The organism is Pseudorhodoferax sp. Leaf267 (assembly GCF_001422405.1).
In the GTDB taxonomy this organism is placed as follows: domain Bacteria; phylum Pseudomonadota; class Gammaproteobacteria; order Burkholderiales; family Burkholderiaceae_C; genus Pseudorhodoferax.
The window spans coordinates 125502-150435 of the sequence record NZ_LMMV01000027.1 but is presented as its reverse complement, the minus strand read 5'-3'; the positions used below and the strand labels follow the sequence as shown (position 1 = coordinate 150435).

The window sequence follows — 24934 nt, the reverse complement described above, 5'->3', positions numbered from 1 at the left end:
TCTAGTAAAAATCGCCGCAGGTCGCCGCGACTTCAGCATATTCGATCAGTTTCTGATCGACCGTTTTGGGGTCGAATAATGAAAGAGCAAGCTCTGTATTTTTTAGCTCTATGCTAAACGAGGATGCCATGAACGCGGAGAAGCTCATCGTGTCACGCTTCTTTCGAAGATTGGCGCAGCGCATCGCTAGACCATCTAGGCTCTCTTCAACAATAATCGCATGTTCTAAGCACAGCATGCAACGCTGCACTCCGCAGAGCTTGCCGTCGCCCGGCTTAAAGGTTGGGTCAATATGTGGAGGGGGGTTCCCTGGGTCCGTGCACCTTGTTCCCATTCTGGTCTTCTGGAGATCGCGGTAGTCTTGTAGTCTGGCTCTTTCCTCGGACGTGATTTCCCCAGTCCTAGAGATTTTTGCCAGTACCGTTGGATCAATTTGTCCGTTAATCTCGACTTCGTTCCAGATGCCATTTGTAAGTTTCAGAAACCTGATTTGGTTCTCTGATCTGACCATATTGTTGTCCACGTAGATGCCGGACGTTCTTATTCTTCTGTGGTGGAGGACCCTTTGCACTGCCAAGATTGACCCCCCACTGGCCCTGTATGCGTTCTCGGCATATAGGTCTCGGAAGTCAGTCGCATCCATTTGCACCAATCTGCGTTCGACTGGTTGGCGAAGATTTAGTCTCTCGATAAGGCGTTGCAAGAAATTTCTTCGTCCAGCTTGAACGAAATTGTTGTCATCTAGCCATTGAATTTCAGAGTGGTTTGGATTTGCATAAAGCCAAACGGAACTGATCCCACGCGCAAGCTGAGCAGCCCTCTCCGTTAGCTTAAAAACTGCATCGACGTCTGTTGCCTCAGCCAGCTGGGCATGAACGCCTCTAAGTTGTCGCTTCAACTGCCGTCGCAACGGGGCAGTCTTACTAATGAGCAGGTCGATGATGAAAGCTGGACCAGCCTCTGTCTTGTATAGGCCCTCTGCTGTGACTTCGGTGTCGTCCGCTTTGGCTTTCACGCCGCGAAGGATGTAGCGTTCGGGGTCTTTGGGGTGATCTTCAAGAAATTGATCCCGGACGTCTAGGCTGAGCAGAACCGCCGGGTTCCATCCTGTGTAAGATAAGCACAGGAGGAACGCTGTTCTAATATCATCTCCGTCGGGGAAAAATCCCTTCATCATTTCGCTGACGCTGAAGCCGGCGTTGTAGAACGCATTGTTCGAGCGGAAGCCTTTCGTAATCGAGCTATGATCTGGACGCACGTTCCTCTGCTGGATTTGTGTGCATCGGTAAAGGTTATAGTTTTTCCATAAACGCTCCTGCTCGTCATTTAGTGTTGTAGGGGTCGACCGAATAAAATCCACGTTTCTCCAGCGGTCTACCACGGCATACCAAGATCGCTTGAGGGCATGGCGCAAATGGTCTGCTTGCCATCGTGGGGGAAGATTTCTGGATGGCGTGGGGTCCTCGGGGGAAGGCCAAAACAACGGCTTAAGACCAAGTGCTTGTCTGACAACTTTCACTACTGCGAGAAACAGCGTGAAGGGCGTTCGTCGCATTCTTTGGTCGTAAGCTAGTTGTTTATGGATGTCGCTTAGCTGTCGTACTGAGTTGCAGGGAACTTCGCCGGCGGCCTCCGCACGATCCATGACTCTCCACCATGCCCTAAGTGCATTGATATAAGCCGCGACACTCTTCTCCGCGAGTGGCATCAGTCGGTCGCGAAGTGCCGGTGCCAATTCCAAGATGAGGTTGGGGCGCCCTGCGAAGGGCCCCGCCCATGTGCCAGCCTCGCCGTTGGGGTTTTCTGACTGCCCGGTTGATAGGGGAGTGAGATCAACTAGGCACGACTTCGTTGAATGCCGGGTGAAAAAGCGCAATGGATCGTCGGGTATATCTAGAGCTTTAGGCGTCTGTGCTGCTTTGAGTGTTGGCGCTAATTCTCGAAGATGATCCTTCGAGGTCCGTTGCCTAATTGACATTGTGGGGTGATCGAAATTGAGGCTTGAGCTTCACAGGAGTAGAGACCATCGCTGTAAGCCACTTAAGATATGCATCGACGGTGTCCTCATCAACGTGACCTAATTGAGGGATAATCTCAAGGCGGATTACATCCTTTGCATAGGCGTTTCGCGCGCCCTCGTATGGTTCGGCGAGTGAATTGACCAGTCCGGCATGGCTCAGAGCTCGCCAGAGCTTGGCACATGCCCACCAATTCCTGCCGTCATGAATGGACCATCCTGGCACGGGTGGAGTGATTGTTTTCCATCTATAGTAAAGACGCGACCGGGTAATCTTCGCACCGCTTCCATCCTGAAGGAAAAGGCAAGCTGCTTTGCTTGCGTGTTCTTTTCGCCTCCCTTGGGGCGCATTGCGCATCCAGTGTGCGAAAGCTTTCATTCGTTCTTTTCTCCGGTAATCGTGCCACGCGTACGCAAGCGAAAGAGGAATGAGAATGTCTCTTTCAGGTCCGACCTTTACTCTGTCGTCGGTGTTTCCGCCCCATGCTCCTTTGACTCCTCTGGAGATTGCTATTTTGATTTGCTGGTCTTCGACTGGTCGAGTTGGATTCACGATGAACCATTTCGATGGGTCTTTATCAATACAGTTCTCATCTAGCGACAGAATTTCTTCTGCGCGCATAGCGGTGCACAGAATGCTTTCGCATATCAGTCCGTAGGTGTGGCCAAACCTTTTGTAGACTGCCGCGAGCCAAATGCTCAAGGCATCGTCGCTGGGCATTCGGATGGCCTTTGTCTTTGTTTTCAGTCGTCCTTGACGAACAACAACCTTAATTGGTTTGGTTGAGAATATATTTGTGCTCGAGGCCCTGACGAGACTGACTGTTTTATAAGGAATGTTTGGGCTGCCACGAAGGTCATGGTCATGCATCCACACTAAGAAATAGCAGGCATGATCCACCCGGGCGTTTATAGTCCTAGGGGCCAGTGGCTCTCCCTTGCGGGACCATATTCCACTAAGCATTTCAGCTTCGTAGCGGTATTTAATGTCCTCCTCATACCTGCATGTGTAAATGCTCACCGAGCGAAGCTCCGCCCATTCAAGAAAATTAACTAGCCATTCCGCGTAGTTTTTCAGAGAAATTGGCGAAGGAATTCGTGGTGCGTTCCCGTCTAGGTGAGTTTTGGGGTGCCATACACCAAGGGCGCGTTCGATCAAGTACCAATTCGCTAGACGATGAAAGACCTCATGGTTGTCCACGATGAAAGGGATGTGGGCACAAGCGGGGTACTTGCTTGCAAAAAGCCCCCCTGGTAGTGAGTGCCTGACTGAGAGTTCATAGGACTCGATTTTTGGACGAAGGACCACACTTCATTCTGGAAGGCGACATACTTATTCGCAAAATGCGAATATGCTGTGTTTACAACAGCTGGAGAACGGGCTTTACGACGAAGGTCACGTAATGACGCGTGGTTGCAGTGCCAGCGACGGTGTGTGAACCCGCGGAGTTCGCGCGCACGCATGTGCTTGACAGCCTTGGCCTTGAGCGTGGATTCGTAGGGGAGGGGAGCAAGACGATGCTGGAAGACAGGCCAACATGCAGTCGTCCGCTGATCACGGCTGTCGAAGCAGCGGATAGCCTTGTCGGATCAGGAGCTAGGAAGGCAGGCAGTCTTGGGTTGTGTGTTGGTCGCGTGCGCTTCCCCTCGCCGACCGTGGAGGGTGATGGACAACCTGTCTGCCCACAGGCTCGCGCCTATGGACAGCCCCTTCGGGGTTCACAGGTTGACCACACCGATGCTGCTGACGCCCTCCGTGTGGACAGCTGCGCTGCCCACACTTCGGTTGCCCCACTATTTTTTTATTCAGTTCAATACCGGAAGCAGAGCGACAGCACGCGCCCGTAGTCGGATCAAGCGGCTAGTGCTGCGTGTGCGTTCGACATAACGAGGAACAGCACGCCATGGTGCGCCAGTGAGATCTCGCCCGGGCGCGGCGGCGAGCCGCCGCCCACCAGGGCCGGCGCGCTGGCCGTGTGGTGCGGGCTGCAGGTCGGGCGGATCGCCCACTGCGCCATCGTGAAGCGCCCGCCCAGGCTGGCAACGGCAGCGCTTTGCAGTGCCTCGTCCGTGGTCATGGGCGGCAGCAGGCCCGCGAACCGCTGCGCCAACATGGACTTGCCCGAGCCCGGTGCACCAACCAGCAGCACGCTGTGGCCGCCGGCTGCGGCAATCTCCAGCGCGCGCTTGGCCGCCACCTGGCCCTTGACGTCGGCCAGGTCGGCGTAGGCGGCGGGCGGGGGCAAGGGCGTCGGCGCCAGCGCGGTCCAGCCGTCACCGGGCGCTGCAGCGGGCTCGCCGTCGGCCAGCGGCTGCATGGCCGCGACCACGTCCAGCAGGTGCCGGGCCCTGTATACCTGGGCGCTGGGCACCAGCGCCGCTTCCTCGGCATTGCCCGGGGGCAGCACCAGGCGCACGGCCACCCCCTGCGCGTGCAAGGCCAGGCTCATGGCCAGCGCGCCGCGCACGGGCCGCAGTTCGCCCGACAGCGACAGCTCGCCGGCGAACTCGTGCCCGGCCAGCCGCGTGCCGTCGATCTGCCCGCTGGCCGCCAGGATGCCCAGCGCGATCGGCAGGTCGAAGCGCCCCGAGTCCTTGGGCAGGTCGGCTGGCGCCAGGTTCACCGTGATCTTCTTGTTGTGTGGAAAGGCCAGGCCCGCGTTCTGGATGGCGGAGCGCACGCGCTCGCGCGCCTCCTTGACCTCCACGTGTGCCAGGCCCACCAGCGTGAAGCTGGGCAGGCCGTTGGCCAGATGCACCTCGACGGTGACCGCGGCGGCTTCCAGCCCCAACAACACGCGGCTTTGCACCAAAGACAGGCTCATCGATCGTTCTTTCCCCATTTCGGTGCGGTGTGCACGCCCATCGCCTGCGCGGCCCACCCACGCACCGGCCCGGTGCGCCGGCGTGTCGACATGCTTGTTACATCTCTTCCCATGACCAGCCGGCCAGCAATATGGCCGTCCCAAGCGAATGGCACGCTCCGTGCTTTACGCCTCCGCCACACATTTTTTACATCCGGAGAGACCCATGATCGTGAACATCCAGAAGAGCCTCATCGTTGCCAGTCTTGCCTTGTCCGGCGCTGCGTTCGCGCAGACGGCTGCGCCCGCCCCGGATTACACGCTGAGCTACAACGCCGGCGTCGTGACCGATTACCGCTATCGCGGCCTGACGCAGTCGCGCCACCAGGCGGCCGTGCAGGGCGGCGCCGACTTCGCGCATTCCAGCGGCTTCTATGTCGGCACCTGGGCCACCACGATCAAGTGGATCAAGGACGGCGGCGGCGACGCACCGGTCGAGATCGACTTCTACGGTGGCTACAAGGGCACCGCCGGCGCCATCAGCTACGACGTGGGCGCACTGCGCTACCAGTACCCCGGCCACGACCTGCAAGCGAGCCCCAACACCACCGAGCTGTACGGCGCCGTGACCTACAGCATGTTCACGCTGAAGTACTCGCATGCCATCACCGACCTGTTCGGCTTCGATGACAGCAAGAACAGCTGGTACCTGGACCTGTCCGCCGCGTTCGACCTGGGCAACGGCTGGTCGCTGACGCCGCACGTCGGCTACCAGAAGGTGAAGAACTACAGCGACAACTCGTACACCGACTACGCGCTGACGCTGGGCAAGGACCTGGGCAACGGCTGGTCTGCGTCTGCCGCGCTGATCGGCACCGATGCCGACAAGGCGCTGTACCGCACGGTCAACGACAAGTTCGCGGGCAAGACCATGGTCGTCGTCGGCCTGAAGTACGCCTTCTGATTTTTTGACGCTAGGAGCTCCCATGAAAATCGTCACGGCCATCATCAAACCGTTCAAGCTTGATGAAGTGCGCGAAGCCCTGTCGGGCATCGGCGTGCAGGGCATCACGGTGACCGAAGTCAAAGGCTTCGGTCGCCAAAAGGGCCACACCGAGCTGTACCGCGGCGCCGAATACGTCGTCGACTTCCTGCCCAAGGTGAAGATCGAGGCGGCCGTCTCCGACGAACTGGTCGACCAGGTCATCGAAGCCGTCGAGGGCGCAGCCCGCACCGGCAAGATCGGCGACGGCAAGATCTTCGTCTACAACCTCGAGCAGGTCGTGCGCATCCGCACCGGCGAAACAGGCAAGGAAGCGCTCTGAAGCGCCCGCCTCAAAGAAAGACACGGGAATGAAAAAAATACTGGCTTCCTTCGTACTCGGACTGGGCATGTGGATGGGCGGCACGCTGGCGCTGGCCCAGACGCCCGCTGCCGAGCCCGCCTCCGCAGCCGCTTCGGCGGTGGTCGAGGCACCGGCCGCAGCCGCACCCGCGGCTGCACCGGCCGAGGCACCCGCGGCACCGGCCGCCGCCGCACCCAAAGTCGATTCCGGCGACACCGCCTGGATGCTGACCTCCACGCTGCTGGTCATCCTCATGACGCTGCCCGGCCTGGCGCTGTTCTACGGCGGCCTGGCCCGTTCCAAGAACATGTTGTCGGTTCTGATGCAGGTCTTCGTGATCTTCTCGCTGATCAGCATCCTGTGGGCCGTCTACGGCTACAGCCTGGCGTTCTCGGGCGACGGCAACTTCTTCGGCGGGTTCGACAAGATCTTCCTGAAGGGCGTCACCACCGAGACCTTCGGCGCGCTGACGACCATCCCCGAGTACGTGTTCATCGCGTTCCAGGGCACGTTCGCGGCCATCACCGTGGCGCTGATCGTCGGCTCCTTCGCCGAGCGCATCAAGTTCGCCGGCGTGCTGGTGTTCGCCGTGCTGTGGTTTACGTTCAGCTATGTGCCGATGGCGCACATCGTCTGGGGCGGCGGCCTGCTGGCCAAGGACGGCGCGCTGGACTTCGCCGGTGGCACCGTGGTGCACATCAACGCCGGTGTCGCCGGCCTGGTGGGTGCTTATGTGCTGGGCAAGCGCGTGGGCTACGGCCGCGAAGCCTTCACGCCGCATTCGCTGACGCTGACCATGGTCGGTGCCTCGCTGCTGTGGGTGGGCTGGTTCGGCTTCAACGCCGGCTCCGCCGGTGCGGCCAATGGCGCTGCGGGCCTGGCCTTCGTCAACACGGTGCTGGCCACCGCTGCCGCCACGCTGTCCTGGATCCTGGGTGAGAGCCTGCACAAGGGCAAGGCCTCCATGCTGGGCGCTGCGTCCGGTGCCGTGGGTGGCTTGGTGGCCGTCACGCCGGCCGCTGGCTTCGTGGGCCCGATGGGCTCCATCGTGCTGGGCCTCCTGGCCGGCCTGGTCTGCCTGTGGGGCGTGGGTGGCTTGAAGCGCATGCTGGGCGCCGACGACGCGTTCGACGTGTTCGGCGTGCACGGCGTGGGCGGCATCCTGGGTGCCATCCTGACCGGTGTGTTCGCATCGCAGAGCCTCGGTGGCACGGGCGGCCTGACGCCCGACACCTTCGCGATGGGCGCCCAGGTCTGGATCCAGACCAAGAGCGTGCTGTTCACCATCGTGTGGTCGGCCGTGGTTGCCTTCATCGCCTACAAGATCGCCGACATGACGGTGGGCTTGCGCGTCACCGAAGAGGAAGAGCGCGAAGGCCTGGACATCTCGTCGCACGGCGAGACTGCCTACAACCGCTGATGTGTGTGAAGGCTGCGGGCGGCCCGGCCGCACCGCATCCAAAGGTTCAATGCGAGGTCTCCTGAAGAGGTTGGGCCCGCGGAGCACGGTACTCCGCGGGTCCTTTTTTTTGTGCGCGCGCAGCACCCAGGCTCACGCCGCGCCTGAAAAAATCTCAAAGGCCGCAGCCGCGGTGCGCGCGTACCATCGTCCGCATGGAGACGCTCTTGGAAGACATGGCCCAACGGGTGCGCAGCGCCGCCCGCGATGGCCGGCCGCTGCGCATCGTCGGCGGCGGCAGCAAGGACGGCTACGGCCAGGCCCTGCACGGCGAAGTGCTCAGCACGCGCGACTGGGCCGGCATCGTCAGCTACGAACCCAGCGAGCTCGTCGTCACGGTGCGCTGCGGCACGCCGCTGGCCGCGCTGGAGGCCGCGCTCGCCGAACAAGGCCAGTGCCTGCCATTCGAGCCACCGCACCACCTGCCCGGCAGCGCCGCCGAAAGCAGCCGCGCCACCTGTGGCGGCATGCTGGCCGCAGGGCTGTCCGGCCCGGCGCGTGCCAACGCTGGCGCCGTGCGCGACTTCGTGCTGGGCCTGCATGTGCTCAACGGCCGCGGCGAGCTGCTGCGCTTCGGCGGCCAGGTCATGAAGAACGTGGCCGGCTACGACGTCTCGCGCCTGATGGCCGGCAGCATGGGCACCCTGGGCCTCATCACCGAGATCAGCCTCAAGGTGCTGCCGGTCGCGCCGGCCGAGGCCACGCTGCGCTTCGACTGGCCGCAGGACCAGGCCCTGCGCCAATTGCACCTTTGGGGAGGCCAGCCCTTGCCGTTGAACGCGAGCTGCTGGCGCGAGGGCGAGGGCCTGACGCTGCGCCTGCGCGGGGCCGTGGCCGCGGTCGATGCCGCCTGCCGCCAGCTCGGCGGTGAGCGCGTCGAGCCGGCGGCGGCCGCCGCCTTCTGGGCCGCGCGCCGCGCGCTGCGCATGCCCTGGGACGACATCGGCCAGGCCCGCGACCTGTGGCGCTTGTCCGTGCCGCAGACCGCGCCCGTGCTCGACCTGCCCGGCGTGCCGCTGGTCGAATGGCATGGCGGGCAGCGCTGGCTGGCCGCGGCGCCGCGCGATGCTGCGCGCGTGCGCCAGGCGGCGCAGGCCGCAGGGGGCAGCGCCACCCTGTTCCTGGCGGCACCCGGCGAGCGCAGCGGCGCGCGCGCGGCTTGCTTCGACCCGCTGGCGCCTGCGCTGGCGCGCATCCACACCGCGCTCAAGGCCTCCTTCGATCCGGCCGGCATCTTCAACCCCGGGCGCCTGGTCGCCGACCTGTGACGCCGCACCGCCACCGCCATGCAAACCCAACTCTCGCCTGAATACCAGGGCACGCCGGACGGCATCGCGGCCGAAGCCATCCTGCGCAAGTGCGTGCACTGCGGCTTTTGCACCGCCACCTGCCCGACCTACCAATTGCTGGGCGACGAGCTGGACGGCCCACGTGGCCGCATCTACCTCATGAAGCAGGTGCTGGAAGGCGCCACGCCCACGCGCGCCACGCAGCTGCACCTGGACCGCTGCCTGACCTGCCGCAACTGCGAGAGCACCTGCCCCTCGGGCGTGGACTACGGCCACCTGGTCGACATCGGCCGCAAGCTGGTCGACGCCAAGGTGCCGCGCCCGCCCAGGGAGCGCGCCGTGCGCTGGGCCCTCAAAGAGGGCCTGCCCTCGCCCGCGTTCGCACCGGCCATGCGCGTGGGGCAGGCCGTGCGCGGCCTGCTGCCCGAGAAGCTGCGCGCCAAGGTGCCTCAGCGCCACGATGCGGGCGCGTGGCCGCAGCGCCGCCATGCGCGCAAGGTGCTCATGCCCGAGGGCTGCGTACAGCCTTCCATGGCACCCAACATCGACCGCGCCACCGCGCGCGTGCTCGACGCCGTGGGCATCTCGGCCGTGCGCGTGCCGGCCGGCGGCTGCTGCGGTGCCGTCAAGTTCCATTTGAACGACCAGGACGGTGCGCTGGTGCAGGTGCGCGCCAACATCGATGCCTGGTGGCCCTATGTGGCGCAAGGTGGCGACGCCTCGGTCGAGGCCATCGTCGTCAACGCCTCGGGCTGCAGCGTGATGGTCAAGGACTACGGCCATGTGCTGCGGGGCGACCCGGCCTATGCCGACAAGGCGCGCCGCATCAGCGCGCTGGCGCGCGACCTGACCGAGCTGCTGCCGCAGATCGCCGAGGGCCTGGCCGGCCGCCTGAGCGCCAGTGCGCCACGCGGAGTCGTCGCCTTCCACCCGCCCTGCACGCTGCAGCACGGCCAGCAGTTGCGCGGCCTGGTCGAGCGCCACATGGGCGAACTGGGTTTCGACGTGCGCGTGGCCGCGAGCGAATCGCACCTGTGCTGCGGCTCGGCCGGCACCTACTCGGTGCTGCAACCCGAGATCGCGCTGCAGCTGCGCGACCGCAAGCTCGGCCACCTGAACGCCTTGCAGCCCGAGACCATCGTGTCGGCCAACATCGGCTGCATCACGCACCTGCAGGGCGGGTGCAGCACGCCCGTGCGGCACTGGGTCGAGGTGCTGGACGCCGCGCTGGCCTGAGGGCCGGGCGCGGTCAGGCCGCCAGCGCGGCCTCGACGTCCTTGGCCAGGCTCTTGGGCGTGTCCGTCGGCGCGTAGCGCTTGCGCACCTGGCCATCGCGGCCGACCAGGAACTTGGTGAAGTTCCACTTGATCGCCTTGCTGCCGAGCAGGCCCGGCGCCTCGCGCGTGAGCCACTGGTACAGCGGATGCGCGTCGCTGCCGTTGACGTCGATCTTGCCCATCATCTGGAAGCTCACGCCGTAGTTCTTCTGGCAGAACGCGCCGATCTCGTCGTTGCTGCCCGGGTCCTGCCGGCCGAACTGGTTGCACGGAAAGCCCAGCACCACCAAGCCCTGGCCGCCATAGGCCTTGTGCAGCTCCTCCAGCCCCGCGAACTGCGGCGTGAAGCCGCAGGCGCTGGCGGTGTTCACGATCAGCAGCGGCTTGCCCTTGAAGCGCGAGAGGGGCACGGGCTGGCCGGCGATGTCCAGCGCTTCGAAGTCGTACAGGGTCTGTGCCATGGCGCTGCCTCTCAATGCGTGTGGTCGTTGCGGGCGATGGCGAGCAGGTGTTCGACCTCGTCCTTGTGCACGCGGCAGTTGTGCGCGTGCCAGCGCTGGATCACCAGCATGAAGCCGGCGACCACGATGCCGAAGGCCGTGATCGCGCCGAAGGCCGACAGGCCCAGCCCGGTCGACAGGCTGTAGAACGCGCCCAGGCCCAGGATGCAGGCCTGCTCGTTGAAGTTCTGCACCGCGATGGAGCGGCCCGCGCCCATCAGGTTGTGGCCGCGGTGCTGCAGCAGCGCGTTCATGGGCACCACCAGGAAGCCGCCCAGCCCGCCCAGCAGGATCAGGAACGGCGCAGCCACCCACACGTTGTCGATGAAGTTCATGAGGATCACGAGCACGCCCATCGCGATGCCCAGCGGCATCACGCGCGTGGCCATGTCCAGCTTCATGCGCATGGAGGCCAGCACCGCGCCGACCGCCGTGCCGATGGCCACCACGCCGACCAGCGAGGAAGCCTGCGTCGTGCTGTAGCCCAGCGCGGCCGCGGCCCAGGCCAGCACGATGTAGCGCAGGTTGCCCGAGACACCCCAGAACAGCGTGGTCGTGGACAGCGAGATCTGGCCCAGCCGGTCGTTCCACAGCCGTGAGTTGCAGCGCCAGAAGTCGGGCAGCAGCTCCATCGGGTTCTTTGGCATCGGCCGCATCGGCACGCCGGTGTCGGGGATGCGCGTGTTGATCCAGGCGGCGATCGCGTAGATGAAGACCAGCACCGAGATGGCGGCCTCGGCGGCCGTGTCGATGCCGGTGTCCAGGAACGGCAGGTCGACCGCGAGCAGGCGGGTGGAGATGGTGTGGCCGACCAGCTGCCCGCCGAGCAGCACGCCCAGGATGATGGAACCGATGGTCAGGCCCTCGATCCAGCCGTTGGCCTTGACCAGCTGCGAGGGCGGCAGCAGCTCGGTCAGGATGCCGTACTTGGCCGGCGAGTAGGCCGCCGCGCCCAGGCCCACGATGGCGTAGGCCATCAGCGGGTGGCTGCCGAACAGCATCATCAGGCAGCCGATCACCTTGATCGCATTGCTGAAGAACATCACCTTGCCCTTGGGCATGGCGTCGGCGAAGGCGCCCACGAACGGGGCCAGGATCACATAGAAGAGCGCGAACATCGGCACCAGCGCGGCACGTTGCCAATCCGGCGCGCCGCTCGCGCGTAGCAGTTCGATCGCGGCAATGAAGATCGCGTTGTCGGCCAGCGACGAAAAGAACTGGGCCGACATGATGGTGAAAAAACCGCGCTTCATTGCATGTCGTGGAGCAATCAGTCGAACTGATGCAAAGTGATAAGGACTTGTCTCTTATTGTGCGCGCCGGTTATATCACGCACCGAATGCGAGAATTAATCGAAACAATCCCGGCGACGACGCCCCATTTCCAGGCGAAATTTCTGCCATGCCACGCCCTATCCAGGCCACCATCCACCACGAATCCCTGCGCCACAACCTGGCCCGTGTGCGCGGCTTCGCGCAGGACGCGCGCGTCTGGGCCGTGGTCAAGGCCAATGCCTATGGGCACGGCATCGAGCGCGTGTTCGATGCGCTGCGCGCGGCCGATGGCTTCGCGCTGCTGGACCTGGCCGAGGCCGAGCGCGTGCGCGCGCTGGGCTGGCGCGGCCCCATCCTGCTGCTCGAAGGCGTGTTCGAGGCGCGCGATCTGGAGCTGTGCTCGCGCCTGGGCCTGTGGCATGCCGTGCATTGCGACGCGCAGATCGACATGCTGGCCGCCCACAAGACGCAGGTCGGCCACCGCGTGTTCCTGAAGATGAACTCCGGCATGAACCGGCTGGGCTTCACGGCCGAGCGCTTTCGCTCCGCATGGACGCGGCTGGATGCGTTGCCGCAGGTCGAGGAGATCTCGCTCATGACGCACTTCAGCGATGCCGACGGCCCCAAGGGCGTGGCCGCGCAGATGGCCTTGTTCGAGCACGCCGCCCAGGACCTGCCCGGCGAGCGCTCGGTGGCCAACAGCGCCGCCACGCTGCGCCATGCCGACCAGCCCGCCGTGCGCGGCGACTGGGTGCGCCCGGGCATCGCGGTCTACGGCAGCGCGCCCGACCACCCGGCCTTCGATGCCGCCCACTGGGGGCTGGAGCCGGCCATGACGCTGGCCTCCCGCCTCATCAGCGTGCAGGACCTGGTGCCCGGCGACACCGTGGGCTACGGCTCCAGCTTCGTGGCCGACGCGGCGCTGCGCATCGGCGTCGTCGCCTGCGGCTATGCGGACGGCTACCCGCGCCATGCGGGCACGGGCACGCCGGTGCTGGTGGACGGCGTGCGCACGCGCCTGGTCGGCCGCGTGAGCATGGACATGGTCACCGTGGACCTCACGCCCGTGCCGCAGGCGCAGATCGGCAGCGAGGTCACGCTGTGGGGCCGCGCGGCCAGCGGCGCCGTGCTGCCGGTCGACCTGGTGGCGCAGGCCGCCGGCACCGTGGGCTACGAGCTGATGTGCGCCCTGGCGCAGCGCGTGCCGGTGGTGGTCGACGGCGCGGCCTGAGGGCGCCAGCGCACGGGCCGCGCACCCCGGCGCGGGGCGGGCCACTTCCTCCATCGAAGGGTGGGCGCAACTCTTGCGTCTGTGCGGCTGTGCGTCATGGCATGCACGAGAATGCGGCGCTCGGCGGTGCCCCGTGCCGCCCATCGGCCGGCCCGCTTGCGACACATGACATCCAACATCGAACAGAGTCTGTCCATCGTCGTCCCCTGCTACAACGAAGAGGAGGTGATCGGCGAAACCGTGCGCCGGCTGCGTGCCTTCTGCGCCAGCCAGCCCGCGCTGCGCATCGAGCTGCTGTTCGTGGACGACGGCAGCCGCGACGGCACGCTGGCGCTGCTGCGCGGCTTCGCGGCCGAGGACGCGCGCATCCGCGTGATCGCCTTCGCGCGCAATTTCGGCCACCAGCTCGCCGTCACGGCCGGCATCGAGCATGCGGTCGGCGACGCGGTGCTGCTGATCGACGCCGACCTGCAGGACCCGCCCGAGGTCGCCGCCGAGATGATCGCGCTGTGGCGCCAGGGTTACGACGTGGTCTATGGCACGCGCACCGAGCGGCCTGGCGAATCGGCGTTCAAGCTCGGCGCGGCGCGCAGCTTCTACCGCGTGCTGAACTGGCTGTCCGACGTGCCGATCCCGCTGGACACGGGCGACTTCCGCCTCATGAGCCGGCAGGTCGTGGACACCCTGAACGCCATGCCCGAGCGCGACCGCTTCGTGCGCGGCATGGTCGCCTGGGTCGGCTTCAGGCAGGTGGCCCTGCCCTACAAGCGGGCCCAGCGCTTTGCCGGCGTCAGCAAGTACCCGCTGCGCAAGATGGTGCGCTTTGCCACCGACGGCATCCTGTCGTTCTCCACGCGCCCGCTGCAGGTCTCCATCACCATGGGCCTGGCCGCGGCTGCGCTGGCCCTGCTCGGCATCGTGTACGCGCTCGTGGCCCGGCTGTTCACCGACACCTGGGTGGAAGGCTGGACGGCGCTGATGCTGGCCGTGCTGTTCATCGGCGGCGTGCAGCTGATCTCCATCGGCATCCTGGGCGAGTACGTGGGCCGCATCTACAACGAGGTCAAGCGCCGGCCGCTGTACGTGGTGCGCGAGCGCATCGGCGCGGGCAGCGGCGCCGGGGCCGGCGATGGGCGCTAGGGGCGGGCTGCGCCTGGGCCTGGGCCTGTTCGTCACCGCCGGCTTCGTCTGGTTGATCGCGCGCCAGCTGCGCGGCGACGAACTGCTGGCCGCACTGCGCGGCGTCGACCCCGCATGGCTGGGCCTGGGCCTGGCCTGCTTCTGCCTGGGCTTCGCCTGCCGCATCCGGCGCTGGCAGCTCATGCTGCGCGCGGCCCGGCCCGCGGTGCGCTGGCGTGCCTGCGCCGGCCCCTTCGTCGCCAGCTTCGCGCTGAACAACGTGCTGCCGCTGCGCGCCGGCGACGTGCTGCGCGCGGTCGGCTTCAACCGGCAGCTGGGCGTGGGCGCCGGCAGCGTCACGGCCACGCTGTTCGTCGAGCGGCTGCTGGACATGCTGATGCTGCTGTGCGCGCTGGGCCTGGTGCTGGTGCTGTTCGACCTGCGGCTGCAGCAGGTCGCCCGCATCGGCGGCACCGCGCTGCTGGCCCTGGCGGCGTGCGTGGCGCTGTTGCTGCTGGTGCCGCGCATCAGCAGCGCTGCCGTGGGCCTGGGCCAGCGCCTGCTCGCGCGCCTGGCACCGGCGCTCGCGGCGCGGCTGGCGCCCGAGATCGCACGCGGCCTGGCCAGCCTGCAGGCGCTGGCGAGCGGCGCCTGGATGGGGCGGCTGCTGCTGTGGTCCGCCGCGTCCTGGTGCCTGGAGGGCGCGATGTTCTGGTGCGTGGCCCAGGCCGTGCCCGCGCTGACCGCGCCACACGGCGCCTGGCTGGCCTTCCCGGTCGCCACGCTGTCCACGCTGGTGCCCAGCAGCCCGGGCTACGTGGGCACCTTCGACTACTTCGCCTCGCTGGCCATGCGCCTGCTGGGCAACCCCGACGCCGCCGCCGCGGCCTATGCCATCGTGGTCCATCTGCTGCTGTGGCTGCCGCCCACGCTGCTGGGCCTGGCCTATCTGCTCATGGCGCCGCCGGACCGGCTGCTGCCCAAGGAACGAACCGTATGACGTTTGCGCACACCACGCGCGTGGCCATCGTGGGCGGCGGTTTCGCCGGCCTCAGCGTGGCCTATGAACTGGCCAAGGCCGGCGTGCCCGTGACCGTGCTCGAGGCCGAGGCCGAGCTGGGCGGCCTGGCCGCGGCCTTCGAGGTCGAGGGCGAGCAACTCGAGCGCTTCTACCACCACTGGTTCACCAATGACCTGGCCGTGATGGGGCTGATCGAGGACCTGGGCCTGCAGTCCCATGTGCAGATCAACCCGACCAACACCGGCGTGTACTACGCCAACCGCTTCTTCAAGCTGTCGACCCCGCTGGACCTGCTGCGCTTTGAGCCGCTGGGCCTGGTCGACCGCATCCGCCTGGGCCTGCTGGCCCTGCGCGCGCGGCGCGTGAAGGACTGGCGTGCGCTGGAGGACAAGACCGCCGAGCAATGGCTGCGCGAGCTGGGTGGCGAGAACGTCTACCGCGTCGTCTGGGAGCCGCTGCTCAACGGCAAGTTCGGCCCCGTGGCCAAGCGCATCTCGGCCGTCTGGTTCTGGAACAAGCTCAAGCTGCGCGGCGGCAGCCGCGGCAAGGGTGGCGAAGAGCGGCTGGCCTATTTCAGTGGCGGCTTCGTCGCGCTGGTCGAGGCGCTGGCCGCGCGCATCCGCGAACTGGGTGGGCGCATCGAGACCGGCGCGCCCGTGCGCCAGATCCGGCCCGGCGCGGCCGGCGGCTGGGTCGTCGAATGCGCGGGCGGCACGGTGCAGTGCGAGCAGGTGGTTGCCACGCCGGCCCTGCCGCTGGTGGCCGACATGGTCGGCAGCTGGGCCAGCGCCGACTACCAGGCCCAGCTGCGCCGCATCGAATACCTGGCCAACACCTGCCTGGTGCTGGAGCTGGACCGGCCGCTGTCCAGCACCTACTGGCTCAACGTCAACGACCCGAGCTTTCCCTTCGTCGGCGTGATCGAGCACACCAACTTCGCCAAGGCCGAGAGCTATGGCGGCCGGCACATCGTCTACCTGTCCAAGTATTTGCCGCACACCGAGGTGCTGTACGCCATGTCGGCGGACGCGCTGTTCGCCTACGCGACGCCGCACCTGAAGAAGATGTTCCCGGCGTTCGACCCGGCCTGGGTGCTCAAGCACCACGTCTGGAAGGCGCGCTGGTCGCAGCCCGTGGTCGAGCAGCACTACAGCCGGCTGATCCCGTCCGAGCAAGGCCCCAGGCCGGGGTTCTGGCTGTGCAGCATGGCGCAGATCTACCCGGAGGACCGCGGCACCAACTACGCGGTGCGCGAAGGCCGGCGCCTGGGCCGGCAGCTGGCAGGGCAGATCGGGCCGGTGCCCGGCGCGGCGTCATGAGGCGGCGCCGGCTGCTGCTCGGCCTGGCCGTGGTGGCCGGCGCGCTGGCGCTGGCCGGTTGGCGCAGCGGCGTCGCCGAGCGCGCCTGGTTCATCCTGGAGAAGAACAACCCCACGGTGCTGGTGCAGAAGATCCGCGACGAGGGCTGGCGCGACACCTTCTACAGCGTGCTGGACAAGATGTCCGACGGCGACCTGATCCCCACGCTGCGCTACTCGCTGGCCGACGGCTCGGCCCAGGCGCTGGTGGAGAGCGCCGAGGAACGCGCGCGCCTGCCCGCGTTCAAGACCGTGCCGGCCCTGCCGCTGGCCGAGCGCAAGCCGGCCAGCGGCCACGCGCCCGACCACGCGCAGTGGACGCGCAGCCACGGCAACGACTTTTCCGACAAGTTCTCCAGCCTCGCGCAGATCACGCCGCAGAACGTGGCCAGCCTGCAGCCGGCCTGGGTGTTCCGCTCCGGCGTGGACCTGGGCGACGCGCGCAAGATCGGCGCCGTGGTGCAGACCAACCCCGTGTACGCCGGCGGCCACCTGTTCGTCACGGACACCGAGGGCCGGCTGCTCGCCCTGGACGCCGGCACCGGCCGCCAGGTCTGGCGCCTGGAGCTGCCCGCGCCGGTCGCGCGCCGCGGCCTCGTCTGGCAGCCGCATGCGGACTTCGCGCAGTCGCGGCTGTTCGTGCCGGCCGGCGACGGCGTCTACGCCGTGAACGCGGCCAGCGGCGAGGTCATCAAGAGCTTCGGCACGCAGGGCCGCGTCTCCGACCAGCTCTCGCTGATCGCACCGGCCATCGTCGGCAACACCCTGGTCGTCGGCACGCTGCAGCCGGCGGTGGAGGGTTACGACCTGGCCAGCGGCAAGCGCCTGTGGCGCCGGCCCCTGCAGGAAAAGCTGGAGCGGCGCAAGGGCGCCTACATCTTCGGCAGCACGCCGTGGTCCGGCATGTCGTCGGACGCCGGCCGCGGCATGGTCTATGTCTCGGTCGGCAACCCGCGGCCGCAGCTCTACGGCGCGCAGCGCTGGGGCGACAACCGGCATTCGTGCAGCGTGGTCGCCATCGACGTGAAGACCGGCACCATTGCCTGGAGCTTCCAGGAAGTGGCGCACGACCTGTGGGATCTGGACATCTCCGCGCCACCCGTGCTGGCCACCGTTGAGCGCGACGGCGCGCGCGTCGACGCCGTCGTGGCCGTGACCAAGCTGGGCAACACGCTGGTGCTGGACCGCGACAGCGGCCGTCCGCTGTTCGACTACCGGCTGCAACGCGCTCCCACGTCCACCGTGCCCAACGAGCGCACCGCGCCCTACCAGCCGGCCGTCGCGCTGCCCGAGCCGTTCACGCAACAGGTGTTCCGCCCCGAGGACGTGACCGACCTGAACCCCGAGGCGCGCGCCTACGTGCAGCACAAGCTGCGCGACGCCAAGTTCGGCCTGTTCCAGCCGCCGGTGCTGGGCGGCACGGTGGCCGCCTACGGGCTGCAGGGCGGCGCCGAATGGCCGGGCGCGGCGGTCGACCCGCGCAGTGCCACGCTGTACCTGCCGAGCAACCAGATCCCCTGGCTGATCCGGCTGAACCTGCAGGACCTCAAGGGCAGCGACCAGAGCGGTGCCGCGCTGCCGGCCAACGGCCTGTACCAGCAGCGCTGCGCCAGCTGCCATGGCGCGGCGCGCCAGGGCTTCTGGGAGGGCGAGCGCGAGGGCGACACCTACCACCCCAGCCTGATCGGCATCAGCCTGCTGCGCCCGCGCGCGCAGCTGGAGTCGCTCGCCGCCTTCCAGCGCGCCCACCAGTACAGCGGCCCCAAGCCCGCGCCCACGGCCGACGAGCTGCAGCAGCTCTACGGCTATTTCTCGGCGCTGGACCTGGAGGCCGACAAGAACCGCACGCTGATGGTCGACCCGTACTGGCAGCTGCTGCTGGACCCGCAGGGCAACCCCGGCTCCAAGCCGCCCTGGGGCCACCTGACAGCCATCGACCTGAACACCGGCCGGCAGCGCTGGCAGGTCCCGTTCGGTGCCTACGACCAGCTGCTGCGCGCCGGCCAGCCCGTGCGCGGCCAGCGCAACACCGGCGGCGTGATTGCCACGGCCTCGGGCCTGCTGTTCGCCACCGGCACGGTGGACGACCAGCTGCGCGCCTACGCCGCCACCGACGGCCGCGAACTGTGGTCCTACAAGCTGCCCGCCGCCGGCTCCACGCCGCCCAGCACCTACACGCATGGCGGCGAGCAGTACCTCGTGGTCGTGGCGACCGGCGGCTCGCACGTGGGCTTCTCGGGCCGCTCGGACCAGGTCATCGCCTTCAAGCTCAAGCCCGCGCGGCCATGACGCAGCAGGAGGACATGCGCGCACCATGAACACGCCTGAAAGTCGGAACACCCTGCGCCGTGTTGGCTATTTCCTGTGCCTGGGCCTGGGCCTGCTGACGATCTGGCTCAGCCCGCAGCCGCCCATGATCGACCTGCCCCAGCACGCGGGCCAGCTGCGGCTGCTGCGCGACCTGCTGCTGGGCACCAGCCCCTGGGCCGACCTGCTGGAGATCAACCTGTGGACGCCGTACTTCATCGCCTTCGGCCTGGCGCTGCCGCTGAGCCTGGTGCTGCCGATGGCGGTTGCGCTGCAGCTGGTGATGAGCGGGGCCTACATCGCTTTCGTGTTCTTCTGCATCAAGCTGCGCCGTGCCTTCGGCGCTCCGGCCGCGCTGGACTGGCTGTTCCTGTTCAGCTTCTTCGGCTTCGCGTTCCGCTGGGGCTTTCTCACCTTCCAGGTCGCCGCGCCGCTGGGCCTGACCTTCATCCTGGCCTGCCTGCGCCACGCACGCGTACCCACGCTGCAGCGCGGGCTGGGCCTGGGTGTGCTGGGCGTGGTCGTGATGCTCTCGCACGGCCTGGTGTTCCTGTACGTCGTGGGCGTGGGCCTGGTGCTCATGGCCCAGCACGCGCGCAGCCTGCGCGCGGGGCTGGCGCGGGCCTGGCCGCTGTTGCTGCTGTTGCTGCTGTGCGCGGTGTACTCGGTGCTGCGGGCACAGGCCGACGCGCGCTATGCCATCCCGCCCACCGTGCCGGCGGTGAACTGGCATGCCGGGCTGCGCCACGAGCACCTGTTCTATTCGTTCGGCACGGGCTGGAACGGCGTGTTTGCGCTCGTCGCCACCGTCGCGTTGGCCGCCCCCTGGCTCGCCGGCTACCGCATCCCGCTGCAACCGCGCCGCATCGCACTGGCGCCGCTGGCCGTGCTGCTGCCGGTGCTGCTGTTCGTGCCCAGCTTTGCGATGGAGATCTCGCTGCTGTACCAGCGCTTCGCACTGTTCCTGTTCCCGGCCTATGCCTGGGCGTTCGCGGCCGCGCCGCAGCGCGCGGTGCGCCGCTGGCCGGTGGGCGCGCTGGCGCTGGCTAGCGTGCTGGTGCTGCTGGCCAATGCCGGGTGGTCGTGGCGCTTCGGGCGCGAGTCGGCGGACTTCCGCGCAGTGGTGGCCCGCATCGCGCCGGGCCAGCGCGCGCTGGCGCTGGTGCTGGAGTCCACCACCGAGGTCGGGCCGACGCCCGACTTCACGCCCTATGTGCACTTCGCGTCCTGGTACCAGGCGGAGCAGGGCGGCCTGGTGGACCTGAACTTCGCCGTCGCGCCGCCGCAGATCGTGCGCTTCCGTCCCGACCGCGTGCCGCCGCTGCCGCTGGCCTTTGCCTGGCGGCCGATGGAATTCGACTGGAAGCGCCACGACGCGGACCGCTACCGGTATTTCTTCGTGCGGCGCGGGCCGGCGCAGGCGGCGCCGGACTTTGCGGGTGCCCGCTGCATGCCGCGTCTGATCGTGGAGGAGGGGCGGTGGTCGGTGTACGAGCGTGTGGCGGGGTGCGCGGCCACGCCTTGAGGGGGCAGCGCTACGGCTTCATCTCGGCACCGCTGGCACGGTTTCATCTGCAACAAGATCACGCGAGGCTGAAGGCGCGCGCTATGGCCCCGGCGTCGTGATCCGGAGGATTTGAATGAAGCCCAGGGCGTCACCGACGAAGATGGTCTGGCCATCAGGCGTCACGAGAGCCGCCGTGGGGATGGCGTCCGCCTGGTAGCTGGCAATCGAAGAGTGGGTTGGCAGGTCCCACAGGCGCAGAGTCCGGTCATTTGCCCAGGACACCGTGCGACGGCCATCGGGCAGCAGCAGCGCGCCGCGGACCCCGCCCGCATGCCCGGCGAGCGTTCGGTGCGTGCCGGGCTTCTCCAGGTCCCACAAGCGCAAGCTGCCGTCGTACCCCCAGGACAGCGCGCAACGGCCATCGGGCAGCAGCAGCGCGCCGCGGATCTGGTCCTCATGCCCGGTAAGCGTCTGGTGCGTGCCGTACTGTAGGTCCCAAAGGTGCAGCGTGCGGTCGTCGCCCCAGGACAGTGCGCGACGGCCATCGGACAGCAGCAGCGCGCCGCTGACCCGGCCCTCATGCCCGGTGAGCGTCTGGTGCGTGCCGGGCTGCTCCAAGCCCCACAGGCGCAGCGTGCGGTCGTCGCCCCAGGACAGCGCGCGGCGGCCATCGGGCAGCAGCAACGCGCCGAGGACCCGGTCCTTATGTCCGGTGAGCGTCTGGTGCGCTCCGGGCTGCTCCAAGCCCCACAGGCGCAGCGTGCGGTCGTCGCCCCAGGACAGCGCGCGGCGGCCATCGGGCAGCAGCAACGCGCCGAGGATCCGGCCCTCATGCCCGGTGAGCGTCTGGTGTGTGCCGGGTCGCTCCAGGTTCCACAGGCGCAGCGTGCCATCGTGCCCCCAGGACAGCGCGCAATGGCCATTGGGCAGCAGCAGCGCGCCGAAGACCCCGTCGTCATGCCCTGTGAGCGTCTGGTGCGTGCCGGGCTGCTCCAGGTCCCACAGGCGCAGCGTGCCGTCGCTCCCCCAGGACAGCGCACGACGACCATCGGGCAGCAGCAGCGCGCCGGTGATCCAGCCCTCATGCCCGGTGAGCGTCTGGTGCGTGCCGCGTTGCCCCAGGTCCCACAGGCGCAGCGAGCCGTCGCTCCCCCAGGACAGCGCCCGATGGCTATTGGGCAGCAGCAGCGCGTCGAGGACCACACCTGCATGTCCAGTGCGCGTCTGGTGCGTGCCGCGCCGCTCCAGGTCCCACAGGCGCAGAGTGCCGTACCCCCAGGACAGCGCGCGGCGGCCATCAGGCAGCAGCAGCGCGCCGAAGACCCCGTCGTCATGCCCTGTGAGCGTCTGGTGCGTGCCGGGTTGCTCCAGGTCCCACAGGCGCAGCGTGTCGTCGCTGCCCCAGGACAGCGCGCGACGGCCATCGGGCAGCAGCAGCGCTCCGTTGACCCGGCCCTCGTGCCCAGTGAGCGTCTGACGCGTGCCGGGTTGCTGCAGGTCCCAAAGGTGCAGCGTGCGGTCGTCCCCCCAGGACAACGCGCGACGGCCATCGGACAGCAGCAGCGCGCCCCTGACCCTGCCCTGATGCCCTGTGAGCGTCTGGTGTGTGCCGGGCTGCTCCAGGTCCCACAGGCGCAGCGTGCCGTCGTACCCACAGGACAGCGCGCGGCGGCCATCGGGCAGCAGCAGCGCGCCGCTGACCCAGCCCTCATGCCCGGTGAGCGTCTGGTGCGTGCCGGGCTGCCCCAGGTCCCACAGGCGCAGCGAGCCGTCGCTCTCCCAGGACAGCGCCCGATGGCCATCGGGCAGTAGCAGAGCGTCGAGGACCACGCCTGCATGCCCGGTGAGCGTCTGGTGCGTGCCGGGCTGCTCCAGGTCCCACAGGCGCAGCGTGCGGTCGTACCCCCAGGACAGCGCGCGGCGGCCATCGGGCAGAAGCAATGCGCCGAGGATCCGGTCCTCATGCCCGGTGAGCGTCTGGTGCTTGCCGGGCTGCTCCATGTCCCACAGGCGCAGCGTGCGGTCGTCGCCCCATGACAGCGCGCGGCGGCCATCGGGCAGCAGCAGCGCGCCGCTGACCCCGCCCTCATGCCCAGTGAGCGTCTGGTGCGTGCCGGGCTGCTCCAGGTCCCACAGGCGCAGCGTGCCGTCGCGCCCCCAGGACAGCGCGCGATGGCCATCGGGCAGCAGTGCGCCAAAGACTCGGCCCTCATGCCCAGCGAGCGCCTTGAGCGTGCCGTGCTGCTCCAGGTCCCACAGGTACAGCGTGCCGCCCATTCCCCAAGACAGCGCGCGACGGCCATCGGGCAGCAGTAGCGCGTCGAGGCAGTCCTGGTCGCCCAGCACCGCGAGCTGGCCACCTAGTGGCTGCAGCGCCGGCAGCGTCGGCACCCAAGCCTGCGCCGCAGCCTCGTGCACGCCTTGCTGCGCCAGTGCCTGCAACAGCGCGTCGCTTTCCCGCCCTAACCGACCGAACAACTGCAGGCCGAGCTGCTCCGGTGCCGCGGCCAGTACATGGGCCGAGCGTTGCAAGGCCCGCCCCACCACCTGCGCCGCCGAGCCCTCTCGCGCCAGCGCACAGTCGGCCACCAACGCCGACACATCGGCCCGGGGCGGCTCGCCATGTGTCAGCGAAGCCAGGCGCGCCTGCAGAACATCCAGATCCAGCAAGGCCGCCTCCAGCTCCTCCTGCCGTCCCGCTGCATGCAGATGCGCTGCGAGCCGATGCCACAGATAGGGCTCCTCCCGCGGCATGCGGGCCCAGCCCTGAGGCCCGGCCGGCAGGGCCCACGCCGCGCGGTGCGCATCAAGCAGGCGGCCATGCAAGGCGCCCGGGTCGTCGCTGCGTGCACGCACGAAATCGTGCTGCAGGTCGTGCAGGCTGACGCGCTGCGTCGGCCCTGCGCCTTCCACGCTGAGCAGGGCGCTGCGCGCCAGGCGTCCCAGCAGCCGTTCGCCTTCCGCCGGTTCCAGGCCGGCCATGGCCCACAAGCGGTGCACGGTCGCGGCCGGCACAGCCACGTCCTCCGGGAACACCGCGAGTTCCAGATAGCGGTCGCGGTCTGCGGCCGGCAGATGGTCGACGCTGCGGCCCAGCGAGGCAAAGACGCTGCCGTACGGGTGGTCCAGAAAGCGCAGCCGCCCCTGGCGCAACTCGCGGGCCAGCGTGGCCCAGGCCAGGCCACCGGCGGCCTGGGCACCGGCCAGCGCCAGCGCCAATGGCAGGGCGCCGGTTTCCGCGATCACGGCGTCGGCATCCGCCCCCAGTGCCTCGGCGTCCTGGCCCGACCACGTGGCCAGCAACGCGCGCGCCGCCGCTGCCGGCAGGCGTTGCAGTTCATGCGGCTGTGCGCCGGCCTGGGCCAGCACCGCCGCATCGCGTGTCGTCAGCAGCATCCGGCTTTGCGCGCCCAGCACGTCGAAGGCGCCGAAATGCCGTGCATCCCAGATGTCGTCGACGACCAGCAGCACGCGTTTGTCGTGCAGCGCGTCCTGCAGCGCCCGCTGCGCGGTGTCGCTGCGGTCGGCCGGCGGTACGCCGGGGGCGAACAGGCGCAGCAACCGGTTCTGCTGCGACAGGATGTCGGGCTGCTGCCCCAGCGCCACCCATGCGATGCCGTCTGGAAAGGCGTGTCGCACCTGGTCGTCGTGGCACAGAGCCTGTGCCAGCACGCTCTTGCCCATGCCACCCATCCCGTGCAAGCCGACCCCGGCGGCCGCCGCGGTCAGGCCCAGGGCATGGGCCTCGCCGCGCAGCAGCCGGCCGCGCAGCGCCGCCAGATCGTCGGGCCGCGCGACGAAATGGCGCAGGTCCATCGCCGGCACATCCAGCAGCGCCCCCGGTGACGCAACTGCGGCAACGGCCACGGCAGGCACGGCGCTCGCTGGTCCGGCGGGGCGTTGCAGGCCGACGGGCTGCGCCGCCGCAGCCCCGCCAAAGGCTTCGTGGATCTGGACCGCGACCTGGCTCAACGCCTGCTCGCGCCGCACGCCGGTCGTCGCGCGCAGCGGCTTGTGCAGCGGATGCGTGAACTGGAAGGCGTCCAGGCCATGCTGGTTCAACAGCAGGTCGGGACATGGCCCGATCAGCACCGGCACCAGCCGCAACAGGCCGGCATGGGCGTCACGCAGCAGCCGGGGCAACTCGTGCTGGCAGATGTAGTCGGAACCGAAGAAGTTGTGGTTGACCAGCAGGACGCCGACCCTGCAGCGTTCGATGGCGCCCTGGATGCGGGTGTTCCAGAGATCGCCCGTACGGATGTCCAGGTCCGACCAGGCGGTCAGCGCGTGCCCGAGCCGGAACGGTTTCAGGAAGTCCAGCACGCGGCCGAGCCAGAACGCGCCCTGCTCGTCATGCCGGTAGCTGAAGAAGATCAGGTCGCGCTCGGCCATTGCGAGCCCATGCTATCCGAGGCACCCGCCCGCA

At 67.7% G+C, this 24934-nt stretch carries 16 protein-coding genes and 1 pseudogene; 11 read left to right on the top strand and 6 right to left on the bottom strand.

The window, feature by feature from the left end:
* Nucleotide 1: 1 nt before the first annotated feature.
* From ASF43_RS31080 to ASF43_RS28915, 3 genes and pseudogenes are all read right to left on the bottom strand, one after another.
* The gene (locus tag ASF43_RS31080) at nt 2–1414 is read right to left on the bottom strand and encodes a hypothetical protein (RefSeq protein ID WP_156373564.1); all 1413 of its coding nucleotides are present in this window, start codon (nt 1412–1414) and stop codon (nt 2–4) included.
* 553 nt (nt 1415–1967) lie between these two features.
* On the bottom strand, nt 1968–3176 hold the full coding sequence (locus ASF43_RS31075; protein ID WP_156373563.1) for a site-specific integrase: 1209 nt from the start codon (nt 3174–3176) through the stop codon (nt 1968–1970).
* 730 nt (nt 3177–3906) lie between these two features.
* A pseudogene (locus ASF43_RS28915) lies at nt 3907–4842 on the bottom strand (YifB family Mg chelatase-like AAA ATPase); the annotation flags it as partial.
* A gap of 205 nt (nt 4843–5047) precedes the next feature.
* Between ASF43_RS28915 and ASF43_RS28910 the strand changes: the two are divergent.
* The 5 genes from ASF43_RS28910 to glcF all read left to right on the top strand — a co-directional run bounded on the left by ASF43_RS28910 (nt 5048) and on the right by glcF (nt 10151).
* The gene (locus tag ASF43_RS28910; protein WP_056189585.1) at nt 5048–5785 is read left to right on the top strand and encodes a TorF family putative porin; all 738 of its coding nucleotides are present in this window, start codon (nt 5048–5050) and stop codon (nt 5783–5785) included.
* Between the two features lie 22 nt (nt 5786–5807).
* A complete protein-coding gene (gene glnK, locus ASF43_RS28905; RefSeq protein ID WP_056189583.1) occupies nt 5808–6146 on the top strand; it encodes a P-II family nitrogen regulator in 339 nt (112 codons plus the stop codon).
* 28 nt (nt 6147–6174) lie between these two features.
* Complete coding sequence (locus ASF43_RS28900; protein ID WP_056189580.1) at nt 6175–7587, top strand: ammonium transporter; 1413 nt, start codon at nt 6175–6177, stop codon at nt 7585–7587.
* 194 nt (nt 7588–7781) lie between these two features.
* Entirely contained in the window at nt 7782–8894 is a 1113-nt protein-coding gene (gene glcE, locus ASF43_RS28895) for a glycolate oxidase subunit GlcE (protein WP_056189578.1), read from the top strand.
* Nucleotides 8895–8912: 18 nt separating this feature from the next.
* A complete protein-coding gene (gene glcF, locus ASF43_RS28890; protein WP_056189575.1) occupies nt 8913–10151 on the top strand; it encodes a glycolate oxidase subunit GlcF in 1239 nt (412 codons plus the stop codon).
* A 13-nt stretch (nt 10152–10164) separates the two neighbouring features.
* On the opposite strand, the gene ASF43_RS28885 is transcribed toward glcF, so the two are convergent.
* Both ASF43_RS28885 and lplT read right to left on the bottom strand, forming a co-directional pair.
* The gene (locus ASF43_RS28885; protein ID WP_056189572.1) at nt 10165–10653 is read right to left on the bottom strand and encodes a glutathione peroxidase; all 489 of its coding nucleotides are present in this window, start codon (nt 10651–10653) and stop codon (nt 10165–10167) included.
* An 11-nt stretch (nt 10654–10664) separates the two neighbouring features.
* The gene (lplT, locus tag ASF43_RS28880; RefSeq protein ID WP_056189569.1) at nt 10665–11945 is read right to left on the bottom strand and encodes a lysophospholipid transporter LplT; all 1281 of its coding nucleotides are present in this window, start codon (nt 11943–11945) and stop codon (nt 10665–10667) included.
* Nucleotides 11946–12093: 148 nt separating this feature from the next.
* Between lplT and alr the strand changes: the two genes are divergently transcribed.
* The 6 genes from alr to ASF43_RS28850 all read left to right on the top strand — a co-directional run bounded on the left by alr (nt 12094) and on the right by ASF43_RS28850 (nt 20526).
* The gene (gene alr, locus ASF43_RS28875) at nt 12094–13197 is read left to right on the top strand and encodes an alanine racemase (protein WP_056189566.1); all 1104 of its coding nucleotides are present in this window, start codon (nt 12094–12096) and stop codon (nt 13195–13197) included.
* A gap of 165 nt (nt 13198–13362) precedes the next feature.
* The gene (locus ASF43_RS28870; RefSeq protein WP_056189561.1) at nt 13363–14337 is read left to right on the top strand and encodes a glycosyltransferase family 2 protein; all 975 of its coding nucleotides are present in this window, start codon (nt 13363–13365) and stop codon (nt 14335–14337) included.
* The gene (locus ASF43_RS28865; RefSeq protein ID WP_056189558.1) at nt 14327–15316 is read left to right on the top strand and encodes a lysylphosphatidylglycerol synthase transmembrane domain-containing protein; all 990 of its coding nucleotides are present in this window, start codon (nt 14327–14329) and stop codon (nt 15314–15316) included. Before ASF43_RS28870 ends, ASF43_RS28865 begins: the two co-directional genes overlap by 11 nt.
* The gene (locus tag ASF43_RS28860) at nt 15313–16656 is read left to right on the top strand and encodes an NAD(P)/FAD-dependent oxidoreductase (protein WP_056189554.1); all 1344 of its coding nucleotides are present in this window, start codon (nt 15313–15315) and stop codon (nt 16654–16656) included. The genes ASF43_RS28865 and ASF43_RS28860 overlap by 4 nt, the downstream gene beginning before the upstream one ends.
* A complete protein-coding gene (locus ASF43_RS28855; RefSeq protein WP_056189549.1) occupies nt 16653–18983 on the top strand; it encodes a PQQ-binding-like beta-propeller repeat protein in 2331 nt (776 codons plus the stop codon). The genes ASF43_RS28860 and ASF43_RS28855 overlap by 4 nt, the downstream gene beginning before the upstream one ends.
* 25 nt (nt 18984–19008) lie before the next feature.
* Nucleotides 19009–20526, top strand: a complete 1518-nt coding sequence (locus ASF43_RS28850; RefSeq protein ID WP_056189545.1) for a hypothetical protein — start codon at nt 19009–19011, stop codon at nt 20524–20526.
* 81 nt (nt 20527–20607) lie between these two features.
* Here the strand turns inward: ASF43_RS28850 and ASF43_RS28845 are convergent, their stop codons facing one another.
* Entirely contained in the window at nt 20608–24900 is a 4293-nt protein-coding gene (locus ASF43_RS28845) for an NB-ARC domain-containing protein (RefSeq protein WP_056189541.1), read from the bottom strand.
* Between the last annotated feature and the right edge of the window lie 34 nt (nt 24901–24934).